Genomic DNA, 23,893 nt, shown 5'->3' with positions numbered 1-23,893 from the left:
GTCCGGCCCGGCCCTGGCGACGTTCACGGGCTCGGCTCAACCCTCGGCTTCGCCCTCGCCTTCCGCTTCGCCTTCGCCCTCACCTTCCGCTTCGCCTTCGCCCTCACCTTCCGCTTCACCTTCACCCTCGCCTTCGCCTTCCGCTTCCTCCTCATGGGCCTCGGCCAGCATCAGGGGAGCTTCCTGACCGTTGGTGTAGCTGTTGGAAAAGCTTGACTCGGCGGGCGTGTCACTGGCCACGGCCTGGAAGGCCGCCCCGCTTGCGGCCAACAGCAGCGCGGGTGCGGTATAGCCCAGCTGGCGGCTGAGCCGACCCAGCAGGCTACGACGCTTCTCGTCTTGCAGTGTCATGATCATGACCTCCTCGATAAACAATGGGCGACATGCCTCGCATGTCGTCGTGCCGTGAAGTCGGCCTGCGTGGCGCCGGCTTCGTCAGCGGCGCTGTCCCCCGGGGCGACACCGCCGTCTGCTCGTGCCCCCCGTCATCCCTTGGCCATGGCCAGGGCGGATGCCGTGCTCGGGGTAGCGGGTTCGATGTAAGCGCTCAGCCACTCGGCCAGCGAGGCGGACGATGGTGTGTCCTCACCGAGCGCCACGGCGCAATGCGCTAGCCCGGCAAGCCACTCGCCCAGGCTCGACACCTCCTCGGCATCCAGCGCCTCGCCATCGGCGGTGAGGCAACGTGGCAACAGGGCCCCGAGGGCCTCCAGCGTGGTAGCGGCCGTAAGCTCAGCATCGGCACTCCCGCTGTAGGGCATTAGCACGCCTCGGACTTTCAAGGTCGAGGGCAATGCCTCCAGCGCAGTGAAGCCGACACCCGGCACGGGAAACCCCAGCGGCTCGGCGATTTGCGGGTCCGACAGGTCAAGGCGCACGCCGCGGGTCAGCGCTCCCCCCGATGCCGATACCCGTCGCGCCAGCAGGGTGCGGCTCGCCTCGCCCTCGGGGAGCAGACAGAGCACTCCGCTACCGCCTGGCGTGATCAGCAGGCCGGCGTCGATGACCGGCCGTCCCGGCATCGCGGCCTGGCGAATCAGATGCCCCAGCAGGACGGGGCCCAGCTGCGCCAGCGTCAGGCGCGATGCCACGAGTCGGTCGTCGGCGGCCAGGGCGTAACCCAACGTCTCGCGCAGCACGGCCAGGCGTGGCAGCCGTCTCGTCTCTTCACCGCGCTCATCCAGCGGCGCAAGATGCCCCGCCATGAGGGTCGTCAGCCGTGCCTCGGCGGGGCCGCTGGCGATCTCCAGCGCCCAACCCCGGCCGGCGAGGCTCAGTCGCATGGCAGGCCTCGCGGGGGACGCCTTCGCTGATGCCACATGGGTCTCGGGCGCTGTCGGGATCGCCGCCGAGGGGTCGCCCTGCTGGCAGAGCAGGCCTTCACGACACCAGTCCCCAAGCGTGGTCCAGACGTCGCGACGCAGTGCCGCGGCGTCCGGCGGCGTGCCCGTCTCGGCGGTGGCACGCACCAGCTCATCGGCGATGGCATCGGGGGCCAGCCCGTCGGTGGCCAGCAGCCAGATCAGCGCCGCCGTGTCGTTGGGCCGGTAATAGCGACCGCTGCGGGTGGCGTAGAGCGCAAGACGCTCCTCCTCGACTACCTCTGCCACGTGGCGCCGCTGCAACCGCGGACGGGCCAGGGGGCGCCCCGTCAGGCCCTCGGCCAGCTGCAGGTCGGCCAGGCTGGGCAGGGTGAAATAAGGCAGGTAGCGCTCGGGCTCGGCGGCCGGCAGCAGGGGCAGGAAGCCACCGGCGCGGGCCTGCTCGGCCCTGGTCTCGGCGACCAGCCACGCGCTGTCGTCAGGGTCCTGCCCGCTCGAGACGGGCCGGGGCATGGCATGACCGGGAATATCGACCAGCGCGACCAGGTCATGCACCAGCCCGCCCTTGACGGCTTCCTCGACGCGGCCGCCCGTCTCCGGGGCGGCACAGATGCCCAGCGACGGGCTGAGATTGCACTCGAGTAGCCAGGGCGTGAGGGTGTCGTCCACCAGGCAGTCGAGTCCCAGCAGTTCGTAGCAGCCGTGCGGATCGGCGCCGGCCTGTGCCGTGCGGCGGCGCATGGCGTCGACGGCGGAGATCATGGTCAGGGCGATCAGGTCTTCGATCCGCGCGAAGAGCGCCTCATCGTCGTGCCCCTGGTCGCGCAGCCACTGGCGGTAGCGGTCGAGGTCGATAAACTCCACCGGCACCTCGGCGCCGACGTTGAGGGCGTTGATGTCCGGGTTGGTCAGCTGGCTGAAGGGATTGTCGGCATCCTCGGGGTCCCAGGGCTCCGAGGCCAGCTTGGCGAAGCCCTGGCGGTAGCGATAGACGCGCAGCGGCTCGAGCGCGGCGATCAGCACGTAGAGGCGCAGGACATACTTGTGGCCGCGGATAGTATGCGGATTGGCCATGTACTCCTGCACCAGCCAGTCCGGCGCGAGCGGCGCCTCGGCGACGTCCTTCAGCACCCGCACGCCCTTGCCCTTGGAGGCATTGGTGGGCTTGAGGATCTAGCGCTGGTCCGGGTTGGCCAGGGCGGCGGCCTGCAGCGCGTGGTAGTCGCCGGGCATCACGTAGGCACGGGGAAAGAACGCCAAGCGCCGGGCAAGTTCATGGTCGGCGCCATAGCGCTCGTGGATGCGCTCGCGAAGCGTGGCGAGACTATCGTGGAGGCGGCTCTTGACGGTCAGCGCCGCATTGCCCGGGAAGTGATTCATCTTGCGCTTAGGCGAGACGCGCCGGAACTGCGCGGCATCCGGCATGCCGGTGATCCAGCCGGCGTCCCAGTCATGCTCGTCGCCGACCTCCCAGCCCAGGGGCTCGAGTGCCTCGCGGAAGAAGCGGTCCTGCTCGTCGGCTCGCTTGCCACCCAGCCAGAAGCGTCTTGTCGGCGAATGCGGCTCCATCATGCTCGGCATCTCCTCTCCGGCCATCGTGATTGGCGTGGGGTTGTTGTCGCGTACTCACTGTGTCGTCGTGCTGACACGCTCCTTACAGCGATAGCAACCGGAACGCGATTTGTCGCGGACTTGATTTATGGAACGACCGGTACTAAATTGAGGGCATGACACGAGGACGCCCCATTGCCTTCAGCCCTGACGAGGCTGCCAGCGCCGCCATGCAGGTCTTCTGGGCCCGAGGCTACGACAACGCTTCTACCCGGGACCTTCTCGAGGCCATGCGCCTCTCGCGCAGCAGCCTCTACCAGGCGTTCGGTAACAAGGAGCAGCTGTTCCTTGAGTCACTGCGCCGCTATCGCGAGGCCCTGGTCGGCCGACTGGGGCGTCGTCTCGAGGCAGCGCCCTCGGCCATGGCCTTCCTGGAAGACCTCTTTCGCGAAACCGCCGGCGAAGCCGGCAGCGAGCGCGCCGCCCTGGGCTGCCTGATCTTCAATTCGACGAGCGAACTCGGCCAGCGTGGCGACCTGCCCGCCCAACACGCTCGCCAGAGCATTGCCGCCATCACCGCGCTGTTCCATCGGGCGCTGGAGCAGGCTCAGGCAGCCGGCGATATTGCCCCGGATCAGGACACTCGCGCGCTCGCCAGTTATCTGACGATGGGCATGGCAGGACTCAGGACCCTGCTGAAGAGTGGCGCAGATGCCGAGCAGGCCCGCCAAGCGGTGGAACTGCTGCTCGCCGGTTTACGCCGTTAGCGTCGATTGATATTTGCCAAATATGGACCAATCGTTCCATAAATAGCGCAATACGCAAGACCCAATACGAAGAAGGAGATGCATTATGTCGGCCGACTATCAGATGAAACTGGCCCCCCAGACCCTCGACAATGCCGACGCCAAGGCCAAGCCACTGCTCGAGCAGGCCAACGCCAAGCTGGGCTTCGTGCCCAACATGTACGAGGGCATGGCCAAGGCACCGGGTGTGCTGGACACCTACCTGCACGGCTATGAGCTGTTTCGCGAGGACTCCGGCTTTGCGCCACCCGAACAGGAGGTCGTGTTCCTGACCGTCAGCCGCCTCAATGGCTGCGGCTACTGCATGTCGGCCCACAGCATGCTGGCCGAGAAGATGTCTCAGGTGCCCGCCGAGGTCATCGACGCGATTCGCAACGACAAGCCAATCCCGGACGAGCGCCTCGCGGCCCTTGCCGAGTTCACCAAGGTGATGTTCGAGAGCCGGGGCATGCCCCACCAAGGTGACGTCAAGGCGTTCCTCGACGCCGGTTTCGAGGAACAGCAGGTGCTGCAGATCGTGCTGGCCCTGGCGGTCAAGACACTCTCCAACTACTCCAACCACGTCAACCATCCCGAACTCGACGAGGCCTTCGCGGGGCACGCCTGGAAAGGGTAAACGTCAGCCCGACCGATGCCCCTTACGCTATGTATAAAAACGCCCTGTCCGGCCATCGTGGCGCCAAGGTCTACTGTCATCGGCGTTCAGATAACAGCGTTGCCAAGTGAGGATTGAGAATGCCTCACAACAGCCGTTCGGCCAGGCCATCGAGGTCAGACACCGTCATGTCGGGCTCGATGCCCCAGGGGTCGAAGGGTGCATCCAGGCTTCGCCGGACCCAGGCGGCATGCAGGCCGGCATGGCGGGCACCGATCACATCGAAGGGATTGCTGGAAACCAGCCAGGTATCATCGGGGGCGACATCGAGGCGGTTCCTCAAGTGGGCATAGACGGCCGGGTCGGGCTTGAAGCGCTTGACCTCTTCTACGCTGATCACGTCGTCGAAGCGCTCCCGGATACCGGCTTGACTCAGCAGCCCTTCGACCGCGTCCCGGCTGCCGTTGGAAAACGCCACGCAGGTCACGCCGGCCTGCTGAAAGCGCTCAAGTGCCGCCGCTGCGTCCGGGAAGGCCGGCAAGCGGGCATAGGTCGCCATCAGATGATCCTTGTCGGCATCGGAGAAACGCGTCTGCAAGGCGCGATCGGCGAACTCCAGTGCTTCACGCGTGCACTGCGAAAAGTCCACGTAGGCCCCCATCAGACCACGCCGAAAGCTGTACTCCAGTTGCTTGTCGCGCCAGCGACGCGAGAACTCGGGCGCCATGTCTGCCTTGTCGCCTGCTGACAGACGCGTTTCCAGCTCGGCGACCACGCCGTGGGTATCGATCAGGGTGCCGTAGACATCAAAGGCTAGTGCACGTTTCATGGTATCCGTCCTCATTGACAAGCTCATTAGATCGCCTTCCAGACTGGCTTCTTTAACCGGCTTCGGCAAGACGATCGGCTAATATCGGCGCATGGCCAGGTCAGGACCGTGAAAAGCCGTAGGCATGTAGACGGGCATTCAGCAAAGCGATGGCTCAGCCGAGTGGGATACCAATACGGTTCAGCGCCACAGCGTAAGCAGCTCGCCTCCCACCGGGTCGTCGGCGGGAAGCTCCACCCGAGCGACTCGCGCCTGGGCAGCGGCCAATTCGGCGGGATCGCCCCGCTCCACTTCCCAGACCTGGCCCGGCGGATAGGCGCCGACCATTGCGAAATCGTCGCTAGCCTGCAGGCAGGCGTGGCCGGTGCCCGCCGGCAGGATAAGCACGTCACCCGCGGCCACATCGAGTTCATCGCCCTGCGGCCCGCCCAGGCGAATGTGCGCCTTGCCGCTGAATACGCCCAGCGCCTCGTGGGCGGTGGAATGGAAATGATCGAAATCAAAGAGCCCATAGCGCCACTGCGGCGGCCAGCGGTGACGCTCGAACAGCGTCTCGAAGGCCGTTGCAAGTTCATCGCCCGAACCGCCGAACAGCTGGCGGTAGATCAGCACCGGCAACGGCGAGTTGGGGAAACCACCGCGCGCTTCGAAGCGCAGCGTCTGCGGCGCGGGAACTTGTTCGGTGCCGCCAGTCTGCAAGGTCGGCGACGCGGTGAAGGGTGGGGTAGGCTTATGTCGCATCGGGGCTTCCTTGATCCATCGTGCGTTATGACAAGTCAACTGGCTTCAAGCCAGTCGGTCGAGTGCGAAATCGGCAATGGCCGTATCCTGCACGCCGGTGCCGGTCAGATCACAGACCGTAATAGTCGCGTCCGTGAGCCGAAGGCGCTGGCGCTCGGCGATCACGCGGCCCAGCTCGTGGACCTTGAACGGCACTTCCTTGCCGCCGAATGCCTTGAGCTCGCCATTGGCCTCGCTCTGGGTACGCGTATCGCAGACGAAGGCATCGGCGCGGGTCATCACCGAGGCATCGAGCTCGCACTTCGCGGGGCTGTCGGCGCCCATCGCGGTAACATGCACGCCCTCGGGCAGGTCGCGCGCATGCAGCAGTGGTTCCCGGGACGGCGTGGTGGTGACGATGATGTCGGCCATCGCACAAGCGGCGTGGACGCTGTCATGGACCGTCACCGCCAGGCCCCGGCCACGCATCCGCTCGGCGTAGGCCTCGGCACCTTGCCGGCGGCGCGACCAGACATCGATGCTGTCGATGTCGCGCACCAGCCGCAGGGCCTCGATCTGACGCTCGGCCTGTTCACCGGCGCCCAGTACAGCGACGCGGCGGCTGTTCTCGCGGGATAGGTGCTTCGCCGCGATAGCGCCGGCCAAGGCGGTGCGCACCAGGGTCAGGTAGCCCTCGTCGAACAGCACGGCGTCCACCAGTCCGGTCTGCGCCGAGAAGACCATCATCAGCCCGTTGAGGCTCGGCAGGCCGAGCTTGGGATTGTCGAAGAAACCGGGGCTGACCTTGATGGCAAAGCGCGCCGCCCCACGGATATGGGCTGTCTTGACGTCGACTTCACCATTGGCCTCTTCGATGACCATGGAGAGGATCGGCGGCTGGACCACCTCGCCACGCCCCAGCGCCGCGAAGCCCGCCTCCATGGCGGCCAGGGCGTCGTGGTCGATCGTCACGGCCCGTTCGATGGCATCGCGATGATAGAGTTGCATAACGATCTCCAGACGGAAAAAGGAAAAAGGAGGAACAGCCGGTAGCTTATCGCCCCGCCAGGGCGCGCGCATGGTCGAATGTCTCCAGCGAAACGCCGTTGCCGGAGAGGATCAGGGCCACTGTCTGGCCGCGCACGTCCAGTTCGTGCTCGGCGATGGCGGCAAGCCCCACCGCCGCGGCGCCTTCCACCAGCAGCTTTTCATCCGCGAAGATATCGACCATGGCCCCGGCGATGGCAACCTCCGAGACCTGGACATGGTCGTCCATCACCTCTCGGACCAGCGCCAGGGTACAGCGATTGTCGAGTCCGATGCCGCCGCCCAGCGAATCGGCCAGGCTTTCGACCTCCTCGACCTCGACGGGCCTCCCGGCCTGCAGGCTTTCCCACATGGCGGCCCCCCGAGACAGGCTCACCCCGGTGATACGCGTCGCGGGGCGGATTGCCTTGACGGCGGCCCCGATGCCCCCCAGCAGGCCTCCGCCGGAGAGCCCGACGACGACCCGGTCGAGATCGGGCGCGTCCTCCATCAGCTCCAGGCCAATGGTGCCCTGTCCCGCGGCGATCAATACGTCGTCGAAGGGCGGTATCAGGGACATGCCCTCCTCATCGACCAGACGCACTACCTCCTTGAACGCCTCGTCCTGGCTTCGGCCGACACGATGCACCTCGGCGCCCAGCGCCTCGATGGCGGCCACCTTGTTCTCGGGAACCAGTCTTGAAAGGCAGATCACTGCCGGCACACCCAGGCGCGCCGCCGCATGGGCCACCGCCCGGCCGTGATTGCCGGTAGAAGCAGTCGTCACCCCCGTCTGCAGGGCATCACGCCCGTGGCGCTCGATCAGGGCGGCGATCATGTTGGTCGCGCCACGCAGCTTGAAGGCACCGGTCGGTTGGAGCGTCTCGAGCTTGAGCAGGATCTCGGCATCGAAGCGTGCACTAAGCGCCGACGAGCGTATCAGCGGCGTACGGGCCACCTGGCCCAGCAGCCGCTGGCGGGCCAGGTAGAGCATCGCCAGGCTGACACCATGGCCAAGAATGGGCATCACTATCTCCACGGACATGATAAGGATCGCCGCAGGATTCTTACCCACGTCGATCCTGTCAATTACCGGTCGTTCGCGGCCTGCTAAGCTCAGGCAGCCTGGACATCACCACTGACGGCCAGCTCGTCGAGCACGCTGTCCACGGCACGCCTGGCGCGGGTGACGATCTCGTCGACCTCGGCACGGCTGGTGATGAGCGGTGGCGCAAAGCCCAGGATATCCCCCTGCGGCATGGCGCGGGCGATCAGGTTCTCCTGCATCGCCGCCGCGGCAATGCGCGGGCCGACCTTGAGCGCCGGATCGAAATGTACCCGATTGGTCGGATCGGCGGAGAACTCCACTGCCGCCAGCATACCTACACCGCGTACCTGACCGACGATGGGGTGATCCCCGAAAGCCGCCTGAAGCTGCTGCTGCAAGTAAGCGCCAGTTTCGGCGGCATTCTGGGTCAGTCCTTCGCGCTCGATGATCGCCAGGTTGGCCAGGCCCGCGGCACAGCCCAGCGCATGGCCGGAGTAGGTCCAGCCGTGACCAATCGGGCCATACTCGCCAGTGCCCTGCTCGAGCACCTGCCAGACGCGGTCGCCGACAATCACGCCCGAGAGTGGCTGATAGGCACTGGTCAGGCCCTTGGCCACGGTGATCAGGTCAGGCTTGATGCCGTAGAAGTGACTGCCGAATCCGGTACCGATGCGTCCGAAGCCACAGACGACCTCGTCGGCGATCAGCAGAATGTCGTATTTGGCGAGCACGGTCTGGATCTCCGCCCAGTAGCCTTCCGGCGGCGGCACGATGCCCCCGGTACCGAGCACCGGCTCGCCGATGAAGGCAGCCACGGTGTCCGGGCCTTCGGTCTGGATCATCTCCTCGAGCTTCGCCGCGCAGTGCTTCGAGAACTCGCGCTCGGTCGTGCCCTCGAGCTCGGCGGCGCGATGGTAATAGAACGGCGCCTCGGTGTGGCGAATGGTATCGATCGGCAGGTCGAAGTGGTCATGGAACGCCTTGAGGCCGGTCAAGGAGCCTGAGGCGATACCGGAGCCGTGGTAGCCACGCATCCGCGAGATCACCTTCTTCTTCTGGGGGCGACCCAGCACGTTGTTGTAGTAACGCACGATCTTGAGCTGGGTCTCGTTGGCATCACTGCCGGACATGCCGTAGTAGACCTTGGACATGCCCGGGCCATAGAGCTCGAGGATCTTCTCTGAGAGCGCGATCTGAGGCTCGTTAGAATGCCCCACATAGGTGTGGTAGTAGGACAGCTCCAGCGCCTGCTGGTAGATTGCCTCGGCGACCTCGGTACGGCCATAGCCAATGTTGACGCAGTAGAGCCCGGCAAAGCCGTCGATGAACTCGCGGCCATCCTTGTCGACGATATGGATGCCCTTGCCGCCGGTGATCACACGACCCGGGAGATCGCCCTGGGCGAAATTACGCAGGTGGGTGGAGGCGTGGAAGGTCACCTTGCGATCGCGCTCGATCAGGTCCTGGTGCAAGCTCATATCTCTTCTCTCTCAGGTAAACTCCCCGGCTGCACCGGGGAGAAAATCACGATGTTAGTCTTGTGCTGTCAACTGCCCGACACGGAGCCCAGCCCACCCAGGCAGTAATACTTGGTTGAAAGGTATTCATCGATCCCGGTGATGCCGCCCTCGCGGCCCAGCCCCGACTGCTTGACGCCGCCGAACGGCACCGGGGGCCCGGTCATCTTCACCGAGTTGACGCTGACCATGCCGTACTCAAGCGCGCGCAACAATTTCCAGATGCGGCGAATGTCATGGGTGTAGACATAGGCTGCCAGGCCGTACTCGGTATCGTTGGCCATTTCGATCACTTCATTGTCATTGGCGTAGGCGGTGATGCCGGCCACTGGGGCAAAATTCTCCTCGCGCCAGACTTTCATCTTCGGCGTCACGCCGGTCAACAGCACCGGCATGAAGAAATTGGGGCCGGGGGCGGCGCTCTGATCGCCGGCCACCAGGGTGGCGCCCTGGGAAATGGCATCGTCGACGATCGAGGCCGCTTTATCCACCGCCTGGCGATGAATCAACGGCCCCAGGTCGATCTCGCTCTTCAGGCCGTTGCCCACGGTCAAGGCGGACATGCGCTCGGCGAACTGCTCGACGAACGCATCGTGGATCGACTCGTGGACCAGGATGCGATTGGCCGCCAGGCAGTCCTGACCGGCGGTCTGGAATTTGGCCGCGACGGCCGCATAGGCCGCTTCCTTGGGATCCATGTCCGGCCCGACGATAAAGGGCGCGTTGCCCCCCAGTTCGAGCGAGACGCGTTTCACGGTGCTCGCGCTCTGCTCCAGCAGCAACCGTCCCACGCGGGTGGAACCAGTGAAGGAGAGCGCCTTGACCCGCTCCTCGGCACACAGCAGCTTCGATACTTCGGGCGGGTCACCCAGCACCACGTTGAAAACCCCGGCGGGGATGCCGGCACGCTCGGCCAGCTCGGCCAGCGCCAGTGCCGAGAATGGCGTCTCGTTGGCGGGCTTGACGATCACCGTGCAGCCGGCGGCCATGGCGGCCGCCGCCTTGCGGGTGATCATCGCCAAGGGGAAATTCCACGGGGTAATCAGCGCGGCGATACCCACCGGCTCCTTGATCGTGCCCAGTGCCGCATTGGGAATGTGGCTTGGAATGGTCTCGCCGAAGGTGCGCTTGCCCTCCTCGGCAAACCAGCGCACGAAACTGGCGCCATATTCCACCTCGCCACGCGAGTCGGGCAACGGCTTGCCCTGCTCGAGCGTCATGATGGTGGCCAGGTCCTCGCGATTGGCCTGAATCAGGTCATACCAGGCCAGCAGGCGCTCGCAACGCTCGTCGGCACGCAACGCCCGCCACTGCACGAAGGCCATATCGGCCGCGTCCACCGCGGCGAGGATCTGATTGGCCTCAAGCCAGGGGATATGCCCCAGGGCTTCGCCGGTGGCCGGATCGATCACGGTCTCTTCGCGGCCGCCGTCGCCGTGGGTCCACTTGCCGTCGACATAGGCGTACTGGCGAAACAGACGCGGATCTTCCAGAGCATTCAACAAAGTCTTGGACAGTTTCATGGGCACCTCCCCTGATGCCCTGGCAGGGAACGGTTTCCTGCCAGGGCAATAAATGGCCGGGCCGCCTGTTCGTCATAGATCCAGGGCGACTCGATGCAGACAGGGTAAGGGATTCGGCGGGATGGGACTTTTTGTTAACGCCACGCTTGACCAGAAGATTTTTTGTCCTGAGCGGGGAACGTGCGGTTTTTTCTGCGCATGGAAGTTTCGCCCCCGGCTGTGGGGGCGGAACGCTCAACCGGCCGGGGGATCGATCAGCGCCTCCTCGGTGAAGACCAGCAGGCCGAGCTCTGGACGATAGCCATGGATCTCGGTCACATCGAGTGCCTGCAGGAAGTAAAGAATTTCCTCGCTGACCACCTGACCCGGCACCAGCACCGGAAAGCCTGGCGGATAGGGAATCACGAAGCTTGCCGACACCGCATCGCGGCCGGCACGCATCTGCGCCTGCAGCTCACCGTTGTCGAAACGCAAGTACTCGGTGTTTTCCTCGTCGTAGCTCAGGAAGTAGGCACGACGGATATCCCCCTCCGGCGTGTTCCCGCCCGAGTCGGGGCGGAAGGCATCATGGAAACGACTGAAGTCAGGCAGTGGCGGCAGTTCCTGGGTGAGTGAACGCACCCGGTTCTCGATGATCTTGCGCTCGGGGCGACTGCTCTCCTCCCAGCGGTATTCGAACTCCTTGGCCAGCTTGATCAACACATCGAGCAGATACGCGATGGAGCCGCGCGTGGTGCCGATGTTGGTCATGAACAGCACGGTATTGCGCGAGGTCTTGTTGATCTGGATGCCGTACTTGTTCATCAGGTATTCGTTCTTGAAGGCATCGCCGTCGACACCCGTCGTGCCGATGGCGATGGTCACACGGGTAGGATCGACCACGAACTGGTCGCGCGCCCAGGCCTCCTCCATCTGGTTCCAGCCGGTCACTGGGTCGTAGTAGGACTCGACGCCAGACTCGCGGTATTCCTCGGGCACCATGTCGCTGTTCTTGAGCACCCGGAAGTACTTCTGCAGCAGCGGGTGGGTATACAGCTGCTCGCGTAGCGTCAGCGCCGCCTCCACTTGGGAATGTACCAGTTCGAAGCCCTCCATCTCCGCCTGCATCCGTCCGACGTCCAGCGAGGCGATGATCTGATAGTTGGGCGAGGTGGAGGTATGGGTCATGTAGGCTTCATGGAACGGCGCCTCTACCCGCTGGCGATAGTCCTGGTCCCAGACGTGAATCATCGAGCCCTGGCGCAGCGAGGTCAGGGTCTTGTGCGTGGAGTGTGTGGCGTAGGCACGGATGCGCACGGCGTCGGGGTCCGGCATCAGGCGGCGGTCGAGCCAGGTGGCATCATCATCGTGATCGAGCTGGTCGAACTCGGCCTTCCAGATGGCGTACTCATCGCGATAGCTGGCACTGCGGTAGCGATCGCACAGGGTACGCGCGGTATGCATCGCAGTGCGTGGCCGATAGGTCGGGTTGAAGCCCGCGAAGGCGAACCAGGCCTCGTCCCAGAGGAAGACCAGGTCGGGCTTGATCGCCAGACACTCCTCCATCACCCGACGCACGTTGTAGACCACGCCGTCGAAGGTGCAGTTAGTCAGCAACAACATCTTGACCTTGTGAAGCTGGCCGGCACGCTTGTAGCTCAACAGCGTTTTCTTGATTTCATGCAGCGGCACCGCGCCGTACATGGAGTAATCGTTGAGCGGATAGGAATCCAGGTAACTGACATGGGCCCCCGACAGCACCATCCCGTAGTGGTGGGACTTGTGACAATCGCGGTCGATCAAGACGATATCGCAGGGCTTGACCAGCGCCTGGACCACGATCTTGTTGGCGGTGGAAGTGCCATTGGTCACGAAGAAGCTCTGGCGCGCGCCGAAGGCCCGGGCGGCATACTCCTGGGCCTTCTTGATCGGTCCATAGGGCTGCAGCAGTGAATCGAGCCCGCCGGAGGTCGCCGACGTCTCGGCGAGGAAGATGTTGATGCCGTAGAAATCAATCATCTGCCCGGCCCAGTGGGAGCGTGTGATCGACTTGCCCCGCGAGATGGGCATGGCATGAAAGACCCCGGTGGGCTTCTTGCTGTACTCGCGCAGGGCATCGAAGAACGGCGTGCGGTAGCGGTTATCGATGGCCCGCAGAATGGTGTGATGCTGCTCTATATAGTCCGTTTCACGGTAGAAGATGCGGTTAAAGAAGCGGATGTCCTGGCTCGCCGTCGCCTCCACATCGCCGCTGGTGACCAGGAACTGGTCGATCTCAGGACGCAGTTCGTTGATCATCGAGCTCAGCAGGATGCTGCGCTCCGCTTCGGACTGGTTCTCCAGAGACTTCTCCGAGAGACCTTCGAGGTAATTGCGCAGGGCACTGAGGTTGTACTTCGACTTGTACGGAAACTCGTAGCGGATCAGGCAAGCCTGGATATTGGGGTTGACCAGTACCGCGATCAAGGCGTCCTCGAAGCTTCTTACCGTGACCACGTCGTAGACGAAGCGGTCCTCGGGACGGCGCATGTTGTGGAAGGCCTCGCGGACGACCTCTTCCTCCTGAGGAGACAAGTTGTCGACGATCAACAGCTCAAAGTAAGGCTGCGCCGAGCTGTTCGACGCCGGATGGCCCCGCCGCAGCTGGTTCAAGGCGTCAAGGGTCTCGAGGTCCTCGGCATCGGCGTCGGTTTCGCTGAGATCCACGTGCCGCCGGCGGTAGGATTCGCTGATCAGCGCTCGCACGAGGCGCTTGACCACTTTCTCCAGCAGCACGTACTCACCCCGGTTGAACAGCGACCAAAGATGCCGAAAATCCTCCTTGGAGGGAAAGGCGTGGTAGTCCTCGATGATCTCCAGCCGAGTCATCTTGACGTCGATCGCCTTGATGAGGTTCTTGGCGCGGCTTGCGTCGTCCCGGCGAACCAACAGGCCGAGATCGCGCTTGAGTGCGTTCCAGGTATCGGCACGCAACTGCGAGATCTTGTGGTAAAAACCCAGCGCGGTATAAGGCGTTTCGGTATTACTTGTCTCTTGCATAACGACACCCGTGCGTAATGTAGATTATCGAAGGCCTTAGCCAACCCCGGGGCTTCACCCGACGTTCAGGTTGCGCGCACCGTAACGGACTATCAGTTGCTGTTCGGAAAAATCATCGAAGGAGAAGTTGAGCCATTTGCCCGGCCATTTATACCGCGCCTGCCCCGCGTGAGGACGATAGACAGCGGTGTAGATGGTGCCGAGCCCACGAGAATAGTCGTGGCGAAATAATGGCGGAGAAGAAAAGGCCGAGATCAGGCGCTCCTCTGTCGTGGCCTCATCATCCACCAGAATCGACAACTGGCGCTCACGAATCAGGGTTTCAGAGGCCAGGGCGTGGGCATACCACTCGATCTTTTTCTGATGGTTGGTGGCCACAGCAACACGCCGGATGCTGGCTCGCCGGTCCGGCGCGATCATCGCCGTGATGTAGCGTCCAGCCGAATCGGCCACGGTGATGTTGTAGGCCATGTGAGTCGGCACCCGTGCCAGCACTTCGGCCGCCTCGGGCACCGTGTCGCAGAATTCGAGGATATAGCGCAGGATGATCGGCGCCCCAAACCCATCACCCACCGCCTTGCGACCACCGAAGGCCAGAGACACTGCCAGGCCTTTAACGTTCATGCCGTCGAGCACGCCCCAAAGACAGTCGGTCATGGCGATCACCCGACGTCCGTTCCAGTTGGTGTAAAGAATCGTGCCCTCACACAGCTCCGGCGGATAATCATAGTTGCGCGCCAGCACCGTCGAGGACGGGCTTGCCAGGACGGCCTGGGAGCAGCCGGTAATGTACGGTGGTGGCTGGTAGAGACTTAAAAAACGCGAAGCCAGGTCTCCTCCGCCGGCCAGCCCGCACAAGGCCCGGTAAGTCGGCATAAGCTCCGGCATGTGCTTTTTCATCGCGTTGTAGCAGGCTAGATAGCCCGGACGCTCGCGTTCACCTTCGGCCAGATACCACTTTTCATAGGCCGGCCAATGATAGTCGAATAGCGACTGCCACTTTGAGCCCGGAGGCCCCTCGCGCACGGAGCGAAATACCAGAGTCTTTTCCATGTCAGCCCGTCAGGCGCCACCCTGGGTGGCGCCAATCTCCCGTCTTAAAGAGCCTTGCCACCTCAAAGAATCTTGAAGTTGCCGCCGCCGACGGCGTGGCTAACCGCAACCTCCTCAACAACCGGATCCTGAAGTGACTGACCGGCATACTGGCCGCGAATGCCGGCAATCCAGGCATGGGCCCGCTCATTGAGCTGAAAGTCGTCGTCCATCAGCCTGCCGCGGGTTATCAGAATACCCAGATCCGCCCCCTCGTAACGGAAGTCGCCGGCTCCGCTTATGCGCAGGAAGAAGGCTTCGTTCTCGTTCTCGGCAGAGTGGGGATGGTAGCTGTAATGATCGTAGGCGATGACGCCGTCCGAGGTCATGCGCCATAGGCCGGTGCGTGGGGCCTGGGTGAGCAGATCGACACTCTCGTCAGTGTGCTTGATCACCAGCTGACTCCAGCTATCAACGCTGTCCGGGTGCGACCAGCGCTCGTTGATCTCGTCGATGTCAAGATCAAAGTCGAGCCCAGAGAACTCCAGTAGATGGAAGAGAAACAGCGGAATGTCGGAGTGGGCGAAAGCTGCGACGTTGGTCAGCGAGCTGGCGCCGGTAACGCGAGGGTTTAGCTCGCCGAGATAGACTTCCATCGAATCCATATCGATCAGGAAGTCGAGCTCGAAGTACCCATGATAACCCTCCTCGCGCAGCGCCTCACCAAAGAGAAAAGTATATTCGCGCGCCTTGTCACGAACTTCCTGACTGAAGGCCCCGGCAAACATCTCGTTGCCGCACCAACCGCCCTTGTAAGGGGTCAGCGTCTTGAAGCCCACCAGCTCGGTCATCAGCGGCCCCACCACCGTGCCACAGCGGGTGGAGCAGGCCTCGATGGCCGAGCCGCGGCAATTGATGCGCTTCATGATCTTGACCTCGGATTCGGCCTCGATCTCTTCGGCATGCTTGTAGTAATCGTCTTCGCTGGAGATGAAGAAGGTGGTGTGACCGGAATCGCCGAAGGCGGTCTGCACGACCAGGTCGGTGCCCAGATCGCGGCTGACGTCACACAACTCCTGATAGCTGCCGACCTTGGCCAGCACGTTGGGCACGCTGGGTACGCCGACCTTGTTACCGATGCGTACCGTCTCGATCTTGTTATCCATGCGCTGACGCAGCTTTGCCGGGGGGAAGGCGACCTTTAGCCCCAGTTGCTTGCAGATCTCTTCGGTGTGCTCATCGAACATCAGGAACGCGGCCACGCCGGCCTTGTCGCCGTCGGCGCGTGACTGAATGAAGTCGATGACCTCCTTGTGCTCGAGCAGGTAGTTGTTGATGTCCTCAATGCTCTCGAAGTCGCGCGGGAATTTCTCCTTGGGCACGAAGACGTTGCGCTGTTGGCCCTCGAAACAATCGATGTAATTGATGTGGCGGAAGTTGCCCACCCAATCGCCAATGCCGAGCAGGTTGAAATTGGTCGCCGAAATGAAGTAGATCGGTTCCTTGTTGTTCAGGAAGTGTCGGCGGACATCGGCAATGTTTTTTATTTTGCTCATCGGGGTCGCTCCATCGGTCTTGGCAGGCACCGGCCCGGCACCAGCGGGCACGGCAGTGGCAAACACTTGTGTGTATAGCTGGCCAAACAGACGCCGCAGGGCCAGCATCAGGCGATCGAGGATATCGTTCTCCTGGTCGCGTCACCGCCACACGGCGGCATGAGTCAGTCAATAGTCCTCGATGTTGGCACGCAATGGCTTGGCCAGCGGTCCCAGGGTGTCAAGGAACGGTGTGGAACGGTCTTCGCCTTGGTACAGCGAGAAGTCGACATTACGGTCACGGAAACTCTTCAAGGGCTGCCCCAGGCCACGCAGGCCGGTCTCGCGCTCACGCCGCACCCGATTGAGGTCGATCTCGATGGGCATGACTTCCTCTCCCGTGCCGGCCTGATGGATGACGTCTCCTGAAGGCCCGACAACGATGGAGCGGCCATTACCGATAGCCCCGGCGCCGTTGATGTCGAAGAAGTAGCACTGGTTGATCGCGGCATTGGTGCGGGCGATGGCCAGCTCGATGTCACGATCGATGGTATCGGTCATGGTGGGATGCAGGATCACCTCGGCGCCCATGGTGGCAAGGGTGCGGGTCGTCTCGGGGAACCACATGTCATAGCAGATCGAGACCCCGAAGCGCGCCACGTTGGGTACGTCGAAGGTGACGAACTCGCTGCCGCTCTCCACGCCCGCCTCATAGGGGAGGAAGGGGAACATCTTGCGATAGCGGGCCACGACCTGGCCATGCGGGTTGATCACCGAAAGAGTGTTGTAGATTTGCCCATCGACCTTCTCGAACATCGAACCGGGAATCAACCAGATGCGATGCTGCTCGGCGAGTTGGCAGAACATCGCTTCGGCATTGCTGGGCATCGGCTGGGCATGGAGCGGCGAGGCGCCCATCGGCATCAGCTCGCTGAACAGCACCATCTGAACTTGCGGGAAGCGGCTCATCAGCACGTCGACCCGATGGCGCATGGCATCGGTATTATCACCGTGATGGAGGGCGTGCATCTGCACGCCGGCAATCGTGAAATAGGACATATTGATCTCTCTTCGTCAGGCGATCTTCAAATTCTTACAGGGCGCTGTCGACACCGACCGGCACCATGCCGGTGGGATCGCCCGGCGGGGGTGAGCCAAACTCACCCAGATTGTTCAAGTTTAAGCCAGTTCTTGCATCAATGACATCAACGCTGAAGTTTCGCTTGCGTATCAGCGGCGCTGGAAATCCTGCGCCACATCGTCTAACGAGACGCCCGGCGCGGGTCGCTTGACTGTCTTGGTGACGATGTAGGTGAAGTAACGCTCGATGCCTGCTTCGCCCGTCAGCCAGGCATCGATCAAGCGTTGATAGGCATCGATGGAGTCGGCCTCGACCTTGATCAGATAGTCGACGCCACCGCCGACCGCCACGCATTCGGTGACCTGGGGCGTGGCGTGAACCAGCGCCTCGAAACGCGCGAAACTGTCGGCGTTGTGGGCCTTGAGCTCGATCTGCACCCACACCGGCGTACGCCGCGCCACCGCCTCGGCGTTGATGCGCGCACCATAGCCTTCGATGATACCGGCCTTCTCCAACCGGCGGACCCGCTCCCAGCAGGGGCTCACCGAGAGGTTGATCGCCTCGGCCAGCTTCGACTTGGTGATGCGCCCGTCTCGGGACAGTATCTCGAGGATCTTCAGGTCATAGCGATCAAGCTTCATGCGCGTCTCTGGTGGCAAGCTTCATGCGTTTCTCGGGCAGAGATTAGCCCAATGAATCGACGACTTCGGCGATAACAGCGATGGTGTCGCCCATATTGACCTGCGCCGGGAAACGGCGTGCCGCGAGCAGGCCACTGCGCTGCGCGCGATACTCTACCGGCGGTGTGCCGCTGCGGGTCATATCGTAGATCCGAGCGATCACCTCACCCTGCTTTACAGGCTCGCCCAGTGCCAGCGTCAGTTCCAGCAGGCCGGTGTGCTCGCTCTGCACGTAGCAACTGGCGTCGGGCATGTCGAGGTAGACCTGCGGCTCGTTGGGCATTACCACCTCACCCCGGGTGAGCCCGAACTGAATCAGGAAATTGCGAATGCCGCGCTCGGTGATCGCCAGGCTCTGCGGCGTGGAGGTGCCGCCGCCGCCAAGTTCGGTGGCGACGAATACCTTGCCTTGAGACTCCACGACGGTATCGAAGAGTGCCGCGGCGTCAAGTTCGAACATCATCATGGCATAGGGGGCGCCGAAGGTCTTGGCACCTTCCAGCGCCTGGCGCTGCTGCTCGGCGTTGTCCAGCACGTGGGAGGCGCCGAAGGGGATGATGTCCAGGGTGCGCCCGCCGGAATGGAGGTCGAGTACGACATCGCACATCGGCACCATCACGCGAGTGAAGTAATCGGCGATCTTCTGGGTCACCGTGCCATCGGGGTCACCGGGAAAGCTGCGATTGAGGTTGCCGCCGTCCATGGGCGAGGTGCGCCTGCCGACCATCGCCGCGGGGATATTCATCATCGGCACGATGATCACTCGACCGGTCACCTCCTCGGGCTTGAGGTCGCTCGTGAGTTTCATCAGCGCGGTGATGCCCTCGTACTCATCGCCATGGTTACCGCCGGTCAGCAGCGCCGTAGGCCCGGGGCCATTCTTGACCATGGTAACCGGGATCATCACCGCTCCCCAGGCCGACTCGTCGACGGAGATCGGCAGCTTGAGAAAGCCGTGCTGGACGCCATCCGCGTCGAAATCCACGGTTGCGGAAATCGGGCTGGGCCGCATTGGGACGGATCGGTTGGTCATGACAGGTTCCTTCTTGGCATACCGCTTGAGTGCAATGTCACGGGCAAGTGAGTGTTATTTCACGAACAACTGGCGAGGAAAGTCGGCCAGCGTCTCGCAACCGGTCTCGGTGATCAGGATACTCTCGGTGATCTCCAGGCCCCACTCGTCCTCCCACAGGCCGGGCATGAAATGAAAGGTCATGCCTGGCTGCAAAATCGTCTCGTCGGAGGGGCGCAGACTCATGGTCCGCTCGCCCCAGTCCGGAGGATAGCTGATACCGATAGGATAGCCGCAACGGGCACCTCCCCGGTCGAAGCCGTACTTGTCCATCGCCGACCCCAGCGCCATGGCGATATCGGCGGTACGATTACCGGGCCTGGCCACCGCCAGGCCGTTCTCGATGCCCTCGAGCAGCGCCGATTCAGCTCGCACAAACTCGGCCGGCGGCCGGCCCAGGAACACGGTGCGCGACATTGGCGCGTGGTAGCGCTTGAACACCCCGGCGATCTCGAAGAAGGTCCCCTCGCCCTTGCGAAAGGGCGTGTCGTCCCAGGTCAGATGGGGGGCGGCGGCATCCTTGCCGGTAGGCAGCATCGGTACGATGGCCGGATAGTCGCCGCCATGCACCTTGCCGTTGTCGTCGACCCAGCCCTCGATCCCCACCCGATAGATTTCGGACACCAGCTTGCTCTTGGGCAGACCCGGCTCGATCACCTCGAGGATACGCGTATGCATGCCCTCGACGATCTTGGCCGCCACCCGCATGTAGGCGACCTCCTGAGACGACTTGATGGCGCGACACCAGTTGACCAGCGCGTTGGCATCCATGAAGCGCGCATGCGGCAGTTCTCGCTGCAGGCTCAGGTAGGCCTTGGCCGAAAAGTAGTAGTTGTCCATTTCCATGCCCACCACGCCCAGGTGCCAGCCACGGTCGGGCATGATCGACTGGGCCAGGTAGTCCATGGGGTGCATGTCCGGATTCTGCACATAATAATCCGGGTAATAGGTGATGTTGTCGGGATGGATCCAGCAGGTACGCAGCGCCCCGTTGGCGTCCATGCGCCGACCGTACCAGACAGGCTCGCCCTCAAGCCCCACCAGGACGCACTGGTGCACATAGAACGACCAGCCATCATAGCCGGTCAGCCACGCCATGTTCGAGGGATCGCTGATGATCAGCACATCGATGCCACGACTGGCCATCTCGGCACGCACCTTCCATAGTCGGCCAGCATATTCCTCACGCGTGAAGGGCAGGGAAACCTCAGTCATGGGACCACTCACCGTCGCATCATCAAGAAAACCGGCCTTCTCCATAGTGAGAAGGCCGGACCGGGGCGTCATGGCGTCTCTCGGTCCCGAACAGTAGCGAGATGCCGGGCGGCGACGCTCAATTAGCACCCTCATCGAGGGGGAGGTTAATCCCTAGGTACGGTAGGCGGTCAAGCATTTACTTTCCGCCGTCGTGTCTTGCAGCCTGGCCGCGCGGCTTCCATCATGACAGAGAGTTACCAGGGAGAGAGTCCATGAAGGTTATGGTGCATATCGACGACGCTGATCAGTGGCGCCACGCCCTGGCCGAGCGCCTGCCCGAGGCCGAGATCATCACCAGCGAGGCGCCAGCCACAGAACGACGTGGCGTCGACTACCTGGCCGTGTGGAAGCCCTCCGAAGCACTCCTGCGCGAGCCGGCCCGGCTCAAGGGCATCGTCAACCTGGGCGCCGGGGTCGACGCCTTGCTGAGCAACCCCGGACTCCCCGCTGACGTGCCGATCGTCAAGTTACGCGACGCCGGTATGGCCGAGTTGATCGCTGATTACGTGCGCTACGGTGTGCTGCACTTCCAGCGCGACTTCGACCGCTACGCTCGCCAGCAGGCTCGCCGCGAATGGCACGAGCACGCCGTGATCGACAAGGCCGACTGGGCGGTAGGGGTACTCGGCCTGGGCGCCATCGGCGCCAAGGTGGCGCAAATGGTCGCCGCCGACGGCTTTGCCGTGCATGGCTGGAGCCGCTCACCCAAGGCGCTTGAGGGCATCAGCTGCCACCACGGCGACGAGGGCCTTGCCGCGCTGCTGGGCCAGGTATCGACCCTGGTGCTGCTGCTGCCCGACACCCCGTCGACACGTCACGTTATCAATACCGAAACGCTGGCGGCCCTGCCGCCGGGCGCCAGCCTGATCAACCCGGGCCGCGGCACGCTGATCGACGAAGCCGCCCTGCTCGAGGCCCTCGGCCATGGCGACGAGGAAGGCCGGCTGCGTGGCGCCATCCTCGACGCCTTTCCCCGCGAGCCGCTGCCCGCCGACAGCCCGTTGTGGACGCACCCGCGGGTCTGGGTCACCCCCCACATGGCCGGTCCTACGCCTCTCAAGGCGGCGCTGGATCAGGTGGCTGACGCCCTGCGTGCCTTCGAAGCGGGCGAAGCGCTTGACACCGTCGACCGCGACGCCGGCTATTGAATTGCTGTTCGACCTTGGCGTTCAACAATATCTGTCGCCCCTACAATTTGGCCTGGCCAGGTCTTACGCTTAAGACATCGACTGATGAGATGACATCGAAAGATCTCCAAGGAGGGACCAATGGCGATGAATGTGGACTACAGCCCCCGCGATGCCCTGCTGGTCGTGGACATGCAGAACGACTTCTGTGAAGGCGGCGCCCTGGCGGTGCCTGGCGGCAACGCTCTGGTGCCGGGCATCAATGCCGAGATCGAGGCCGCCAGCAAGGCCGGCGCCCTGGTGGTCGCCTCCCGCGACTGGCATCCCATCGATCATGCCAGCTTTACTCATCGTGGCGGCCCCTGGCCGGAGCACTGCGTGCAGGATACCCGGGGGGCGGCCTATCACCCCGACCTGGCCCTGGACGATGCCACCATCCGCGTCAGCAAGGCTACCGCCTTCGATGCCGACGCCTATTCGGCCTTCGACGGCACCGGTCTTGGCGGCTATCTGCACGAGAAGGGCATCGAACGGGTAATCGTCTGCGGCCTGGCGCTGGATGTCTGTGTCCATGCCACGGTATTGGCGGCCGGTCGTGAAGGCTTCACCACTCTGCTGCTGGAGGGCCTTTCTGCCGCGGTGGATCCCGATGCGATCGAGGCATGCCACCGTGACTTCACGGATGCCGGTGTCGAGGTGCGTACATGAGGGAGTCGACCCCACTGCAGGTCAGCGAGAATGAGCTGGCCCTGCTCACCGACCTTTACCAGTTGACGATGACACAGGCCTACTGGAAGGAGGCGATGCACGAGCGCGCGACATTCAGCCTCTTTTTCCGCAAGATGCCACCTTCCCGGCGCTTCATGCTGGCCTGTGGCCAGCAGCATGCGGCGGCGCTTCTCAGCCAGTTGCGCTTCGGCGACGAGGCCCTCTCGCGCCTCGACGGCACCGGGAAGTTTGATCAGGGCTTCCTCGACTGGCTCGGCAAACTACGCTTCAGCGGTGACATCTGGACGCTGCCGGAAGGCACGCCGGTGTTCGCCAACGAGCCATTCCTGGAGGTGGACGCGCCCATCGCCGAGGCCCAGCTGCTGGAGAGTCTGGTGATGAACCTGGTGCAGCTGGAGACGGTGCTCGCCTCCAAGGCGGTACGCCTGGTGATGGCGGCGCAAGGCCGGCCGGTGGTGGACTTCGGCATGCGCCGCATGCATGGCGTGGACGCCGCCGTGCGCGGGGTGAGAGCCTACCGTACCGCCGGGCTGGCCAGCACCAGCAACGTGCTCGGTGGACTGCGCCACGACCTGGCAATCAATGGCACCATGGCCCATAGCTACATCCTGGCCCATGACGACGAGACCGAGGCCTTTCGTGCCTTCGCTCGCCACTATCCCGGCACCACCCTGCTGGTCGATACCCACGACACCCTGGAGGGGGTACGCAAGGTGATCCAGTTAATGCGCGAGGAGCCCGAGGTCGGCGTCAAGGCCATCCGGCTCGACTCCGGCGACCTGGGTGAACTGGCCAAGCAGGCACGCACCCTGCTCGACGAGGCCGGACACCCTGACATCTCGATCGTCGCCAGCAGTGGCCTGGATGAATACAAGATCGCCGTTCTACTGGAGGACGGCGCCCCCATCGATGCCTTCGGCGTGGGGACCGAGATGGGCGTCTCGGCAGATGCACCGGTGATCGATCTCTCCTATAAGCTGGTGGAGTACGCCGGCACGCCAAGGGTCAAGCACTCCACCGGCAAGATCAATTTGCCCTGCCGCAAGCAGCTCTACCGCCGTCAGGATGACCAGGGTCGCTATTTGGGGGATATCGTCGCCCTGCGCGACGAGACGATCGACACCGGCGAAGCGCTGCTACGCCCGCTGGTTCAGGCAGGTCGTCTCAACGAAACCGAGATGAGCCGGGCCGACAACGCCCGAGACCGGGTCGCGGATGCCCTGGCCCGCTTCCCCGAAGATTTCACGCGTCTCGAGGAAGGCGAGAGCGACTATCCAGTCGATCTCAGCCCCGAGCTCAAGCGTCTGCAGTCGCAGACCTAACCCCCGCCCAGACACGACCCCGCCGCGACCGAGGTACCGGTCGCGGCGGGGTCATCGAGCGGGCGAGCTCTCGCCTGTTGAATGAAAGCGCCTGCTTGATTAA

21 protein-coding genes are annotated in these 23,893 nt (G+C 63.4%); 5 read left to right on the top strand and 16 right to left on the bottom strand.

The features are described 5' to 3' along the window. Nucleotides 1-36 precede the first annotated feature (36 nt). From KG088_RS04285 to KG088_RS04275, 3 genes are all read right to left on the bottom strand, one after another. Nucleotides 37-351 carry a hypothetical protein gene (locus KG088_RS04285; protein WP_213824259.1) on the bottom strand — a complete coding sequence of 105 codons (315 nt, stop codon included), beginning with the start codon at nt 349-351 and terminating at the stop codon, nt 37-39. A gap of 134 nt (nt 352-485) precedes the next feature. Continuing rightward, on the bottom strand, nt 486-2,495 hold the full coding sequence (locus tag KG088_RS04280; protein WP_319941384.1) for a PqqD family peptide modification chaperone: 2,010 nt from the start codon (nt 2,493-2,495) through the stop codon (nt 486-488). Then, complete coding sequence (locus KG088_RS04275) at nt 2,496-2,894, bottom strand: hypothetical protein (RefSeq protein WP_213824257.1); 399 nt, start codon at nt 2,892-2,894, stop codon at nt 2,496-2,498. Nucleotides 2,895-3,049: 155 nt separating this feature from the next. On the opposite strand from KG088_RS04275, the gene KG088_RS04270 reads away from it, so the two are divergent. Together KG088_RS04270 and KG088_RS04265 are read left to right on the top strand one after the other, a co-directional pair. After that, a complete protein-coding gene (locus KG088_RS04270) occupies nt 3,050-3,640 on the top strand; it encodes a TetR/AcrR family transcriptional regulator (RefSeq protein ID WP_213824256.1) in 591 nt (196 codons plus the stop codon). A gap of 85 nt (nt 3,641-3,725) precedes the next feature. Next, the gene (locus tag KG088_RS04265) at nt 3,726-4,295 is read left to right on the top strand and encodes a carboxymuconolactone decarboxylase family protein (RefSeq protein ID WP_213824255.1); all 570 of its coding nucleotides are present in this window, start codon (nt 3,726-3,728) and stop codon (nt 4,293-4,295) included. A gap of 124 nt (nt 4,296-4,419) precedes the next feature. On the opposite strand, the gene KG088_RS04260 is transcribed toward KG088_RS04265, so the two are convergent. The 13 genes from KG088_RS04260 to doeA form a co-directional block, all read right to left on the bottom strand. Then, nucleotides 4,420-5,103: a haloacid dehalogenase type II gene (locus KG088_RS04260; protein ID WP_213824254.1), complete on the bottom strand. Its 684-nt coding sequence runs from the start codon at nt 5,101-5,103 to the stop codon at nt 4,420-4,422. Nucleotides 5,104-5,283: 180 nt separating this feature from the next. Continuing rightward, nucleotides 5,284-5,844, bottom strand: a complete 561-nt coding sequence (locus KG088_RS04255; RefSeq protein WP_250148057.1) for a cupin — start codon at nt 5,842-5,844, stop codon at nt 5,284-5,286. A gap of 45 nt (nt 5,845-5,889) precedes the next feature. Continuing rightward, nucleotides 5,890-6,831, bottom strand: coding sequence for a cyclodeaminase (locus KG088_RS04250; protein WP_213824253.1), 942 nt, complete (start codon nt 6,829-6,831; stop codon nt 5,890-5,892). Nucleotides 6,832-6,877: 46 nt separating this feature from the next. Beyond that, a complete protein-coding gene (gene eutB, locus KG088_RS04245; protein WP_213824252.1) occupies nt 6,878-7,876 on the bottom strand; it encodes a hydroxyectoine utilization dehydratase EutB in 999 nt (332 codons plus the stop codon). Between the two features lie 89 nt (nt 7,877-7,965). Next, a complete protein-coding gene (locus tag KG088_RS04240; RefSeq protein WP_213824251.1) occupies nt 7,966-9,375 on the bottom strand; it encodes an aminotransferase in 1,410 nt (469 codons plus the stop codon). 68 nt (nt 9,376-9,443) lie between these two features. Next, a complete protein-coding gene (locus tag KG088_RS04235) occupies nt 9,444-10,937 on the bottom strand; it encodes an NAD-dependent succinate-semialdehyde dehydrogenase (protein ID WP_213824250.1) in 1,494 nt (497 codons plus the stop codon). Between the two features lie 234 nt (nt 10,938-11,171). Next, entirely contained in the window at nt 11,172-13,955 is a 2,784-nt protein-coding gene (locus tag KG088_RS04230; RefSeq protein ID WP_213824249.1) for an aminotransferase class I/II-fold pyridoxal phosphate-dependent enzyme, read from the bottom strand. Nucleotides 13,956-14,009: 54 nt separating this feature from the next. Then, nucleotides 14,010-15,008 (bottom strand): C45 family autoproteolytic acyltransferase/hydolase, encoded by a 999-nt coding sequence (locus KG088_RS04225; protein ID WP_213824248.1) that lies wholly within the window; start codon nt 15,006-15,008, stop codon nt 14,010-14,012. A gap of 62 nt (nt 15,009-15,070) precedes the next feature. Further along, nucleotides 15,071-16,651: a biotin carboxylase gene (locus tag KG088_RS04220; RefSeq protein ID WP_213824247.1), complete on the bottom strand. Its 1,581-nt coding sequence runs from the start codon at nt 16,649-16,651 to the stop codon at nt 15,071-15,073. Between the two features lie 60 nt (nt 16,652-16,711). Further along, nucleotides 16,712-17,581, bottom strand: a complete 870-nt coding sequence (locus KG088_RS04215; protein ID WP_213824246.1) for a carbon-nitrogen hydrolase family protein — start codon at nt 17,579-17,581, stop codon at nt 16,712-16,714. 171 nt (nt 17,582-17,752) lie between these two features. Further along, nucleotides 17,753-18,244, bottom strand: a complete 492-nt coding sequence (locus KG088_RS04210; protein ID WP_213824245.1) for an Lrp/AsnC family transcriptional regulator — start codon at nt 18,242-18,244, stop codon at nt 17,753-17,755. Nucleotides 18,245-18,287: 43 nt separating this feature from the next. Continuing rightward, nucleotides 18,288-19,316: a N(2)-acetyl-L-2,4-diaminobutanoate deacetylase DoeB gene (gene doeB, locus KG088_RS04205; RefSeq protein WP_213824244.1), complete on the bottom strand. Its 1,029-nt coding sequence runs from the start codon at nt 19,314-19,316 to the stop codon at nt 18,288-18,290. Nucleotides 19,317-19,370: 54 nt separating this feature from the next. Continuing rightward, nucleotides 19,371-20,570: an ectoine hydrolase DoeA gene (gene doeA / locus KG088_RS04200; protein ID WP_213824243.1), complete on the bottom strand. Its 1,200-nt coding sequence runs from the start codon at nt 20,568-20,570 to the stop codon at nt 19,371-19,373. 254 nt (nt 20,571-20,824) lie between these two features. Between doeA and KG088_RS04195 the strand changes: the two genes are divergently transcribed. From KG088_RS04195 to KG088_RS04185, 3 genes are all read left to right on the top strand, one after another. Beyond that, a complete protein-coding gene (locus KG088_RS04195) occupies nt 20,825-21,760 on the top strand; it encodes a 2-hydroxyacid dehydrogenase (RefSeq protein ID WP_213824242.1) in 936 nt (311 codons plus the stop codon). Nucleotides 21,761-21,880: 120 nt separating this feature from the next. Further along, a complete protein-coding gene (locus tag KG088_RS04190; RefSeq protein ID WP_213824241.1) occupies nt 21,881-22,447 on the top strand; it encodes a nicotinamidase in 567 nt (188 codons plus the stop codon). Further along, nucleotides 22,444-23,790, top strand: coding sequence for a nicotinate phosphoribosyltransferase (locus KG088_RS04185; RefSeq protein ID WP_213824240.1), 1,347 nt, complete (start codon nt 22,444-22,446; stop codon nt 23,788-23,790). Before KG088_RS04190 ends, KG088_RS04185 begins: the two co-directional genes overlap by 4 nt. Nucleotides 23,791-23,893 lie beyond the last annotated feature (103 nt).

The organism is Halomonas jincaotanensis (genome assembly GCF_018448785.1).
GTDB lineage: Bacteria > Pseudomonadota > Gammaproteobacteria > Pseudomonadales > Halomonadaceae > Halomonas > Halomonas jincaotanensis.
This window is presented reverse-complemented; position numbering and strand designations above follow the sequence as displayed.

Excerpts from the sequence above, each read along its gene's own strand:
- KG088_RS04260 (WP_213824254.1), bottom strand. The coding sequence starts at position 5,103 with ATGAAACGTGCACTAGCCTTTGATGTCTACGGCACCCTGATCGATACC.
- doeA (WP_213824243.1), bottom strand. The coding sequence starts at position 20,570 with ATGACTGAGGTTTCCCTGCCCTTCACGCGTGAGGAATATGCTGGCCGA.
- KG088_RS04255 (WP_250148057.1), bottom strand. The coding sequence starts at position 5,844 with ATGCGACATAAGCCTACCCCACCCTTCACCGCGTCGCCGACCTTGCAG.
- KG088_RS04230 (WP_213824249.1), bottom strand. The coding sequence starts at position 13,955 with ATGCAAGAGACAAGTAATACCGAAACGCCTTATACCGCGCTGGGTTTT.
- KG088_RS04210 (WP_213824245.1), bottom strand. The coding sequence starts at position 18,244 with ATGAAGCTTGATCGCTATGACCTGAAGATCCTCGAGATACTGTCCCGA.
- KG088_RS04195 (WP_213824242.1), top strand. The coding sequence starts at position 20,825 with ATGAAGGTTATGGTGCATATCGACGACGCTGATCAGTGGCGCCACGCC.
- KG088_RS04265 (WP_213824255.1), top strand. The coding sequence starts at position 3,726 with ATGTCGGCCGACTATCAGATGAAACTGGCCCCCCAGACCCTCGACAAT.
- KG088_RS04285 (WP_213824259.1), bottom strand. The coding sequence starts at position 351 with ATGACACTGCAAGACGAGAAGCGTCGTAGCCTGCTGGGTCGGCTCAGC.
- KG088_RS04190 (WP_213824241.1), top strand. The coding sequence starts at position 21,881 with ATGGCGATGAATGTGGACTACAGCCCCCGCGATGCCCTGCTGGTCGTG.
- KG088_RS04235 (WP_213824250.1), bottom strand. The coding sequence starts at position 10,937 with ATGAAACTGTCCAAGACTTTGTTGAATGCTCTGGAAGATCCGCGTCTG.
- KG088_RS04240 (WP_213824251.1), bottom strand. The coding sequence starts at position 9,375 with ATGAGCTTGCACCAGGACCTGATCGAGCGCGATCGCAAGGTGACCTTC.
- eutB (WP_213824252.1), bottom strand. The coding sequence starts at position 7,876 with ATGCCCATTCTTGGCCATGGTGTCAGCCTGGCGATGCTCTACCTGGCC.
- KG088_RS04275 (WP_213824257.1), bottom strand. The coding sequence starts at position 2,894 with ATGATGGAGCCGCATTCGCCGACAAGACGCTTCTGGCTGGGTGGCAAG.
- KG088_RS04215 (WP_213824246.1), bottom strand. The coding sequence starts at position 17,581 with ATGTCCTATTTCACGATTGCCGGCGTGCAGATGCACGCCCTCCATCAC.
- KG088_RS04250 (WP_213824253.1), bottom strand. The coding sequence starts at position 6,831 with ATGCAACTCTATCATCGCGATGCCATCGAACGGGCCGTGACGATCGAC.
- doeB (WP_213824244.1), bottom strand. The coding sequence starts at position 19,316 with ATGACCAACCGATCCGTCCCAATGCGGCCCAGCCCGATTTCCGCAACC.
- KG088_RS04225 (WP_213824248.1), bottom strand. The coding sequence starts at position 15,008 with ATGGAAAAGACTCTGGTATTTCGCTCCGTGCGCGAGGGGCCTCCGGGC.
- KG088_RS04220 (WP_213824247.1), bottom strand. The coding sequence starts at position 16,651 with ATGCTGGCCCTGCGGCGTCTGTTTGGCCAGCTATACACACAAGTGTTT.
- KG088_RS04185 (WP_213824240.1), top strand. The coding sequence starts at position 22,444 with ATGAGGGAGTCGACCCCACTGCAGGTCAGCGAGAATGAGCTGGCCCTG.
- KG088_RS04270 (WP_213824256.1), top strand. The coding sequence starts at position 3,050 with ATGACACGAGGACGCCCCATTGCCTTCAGCCCTGACGAGGCTGCCAGC.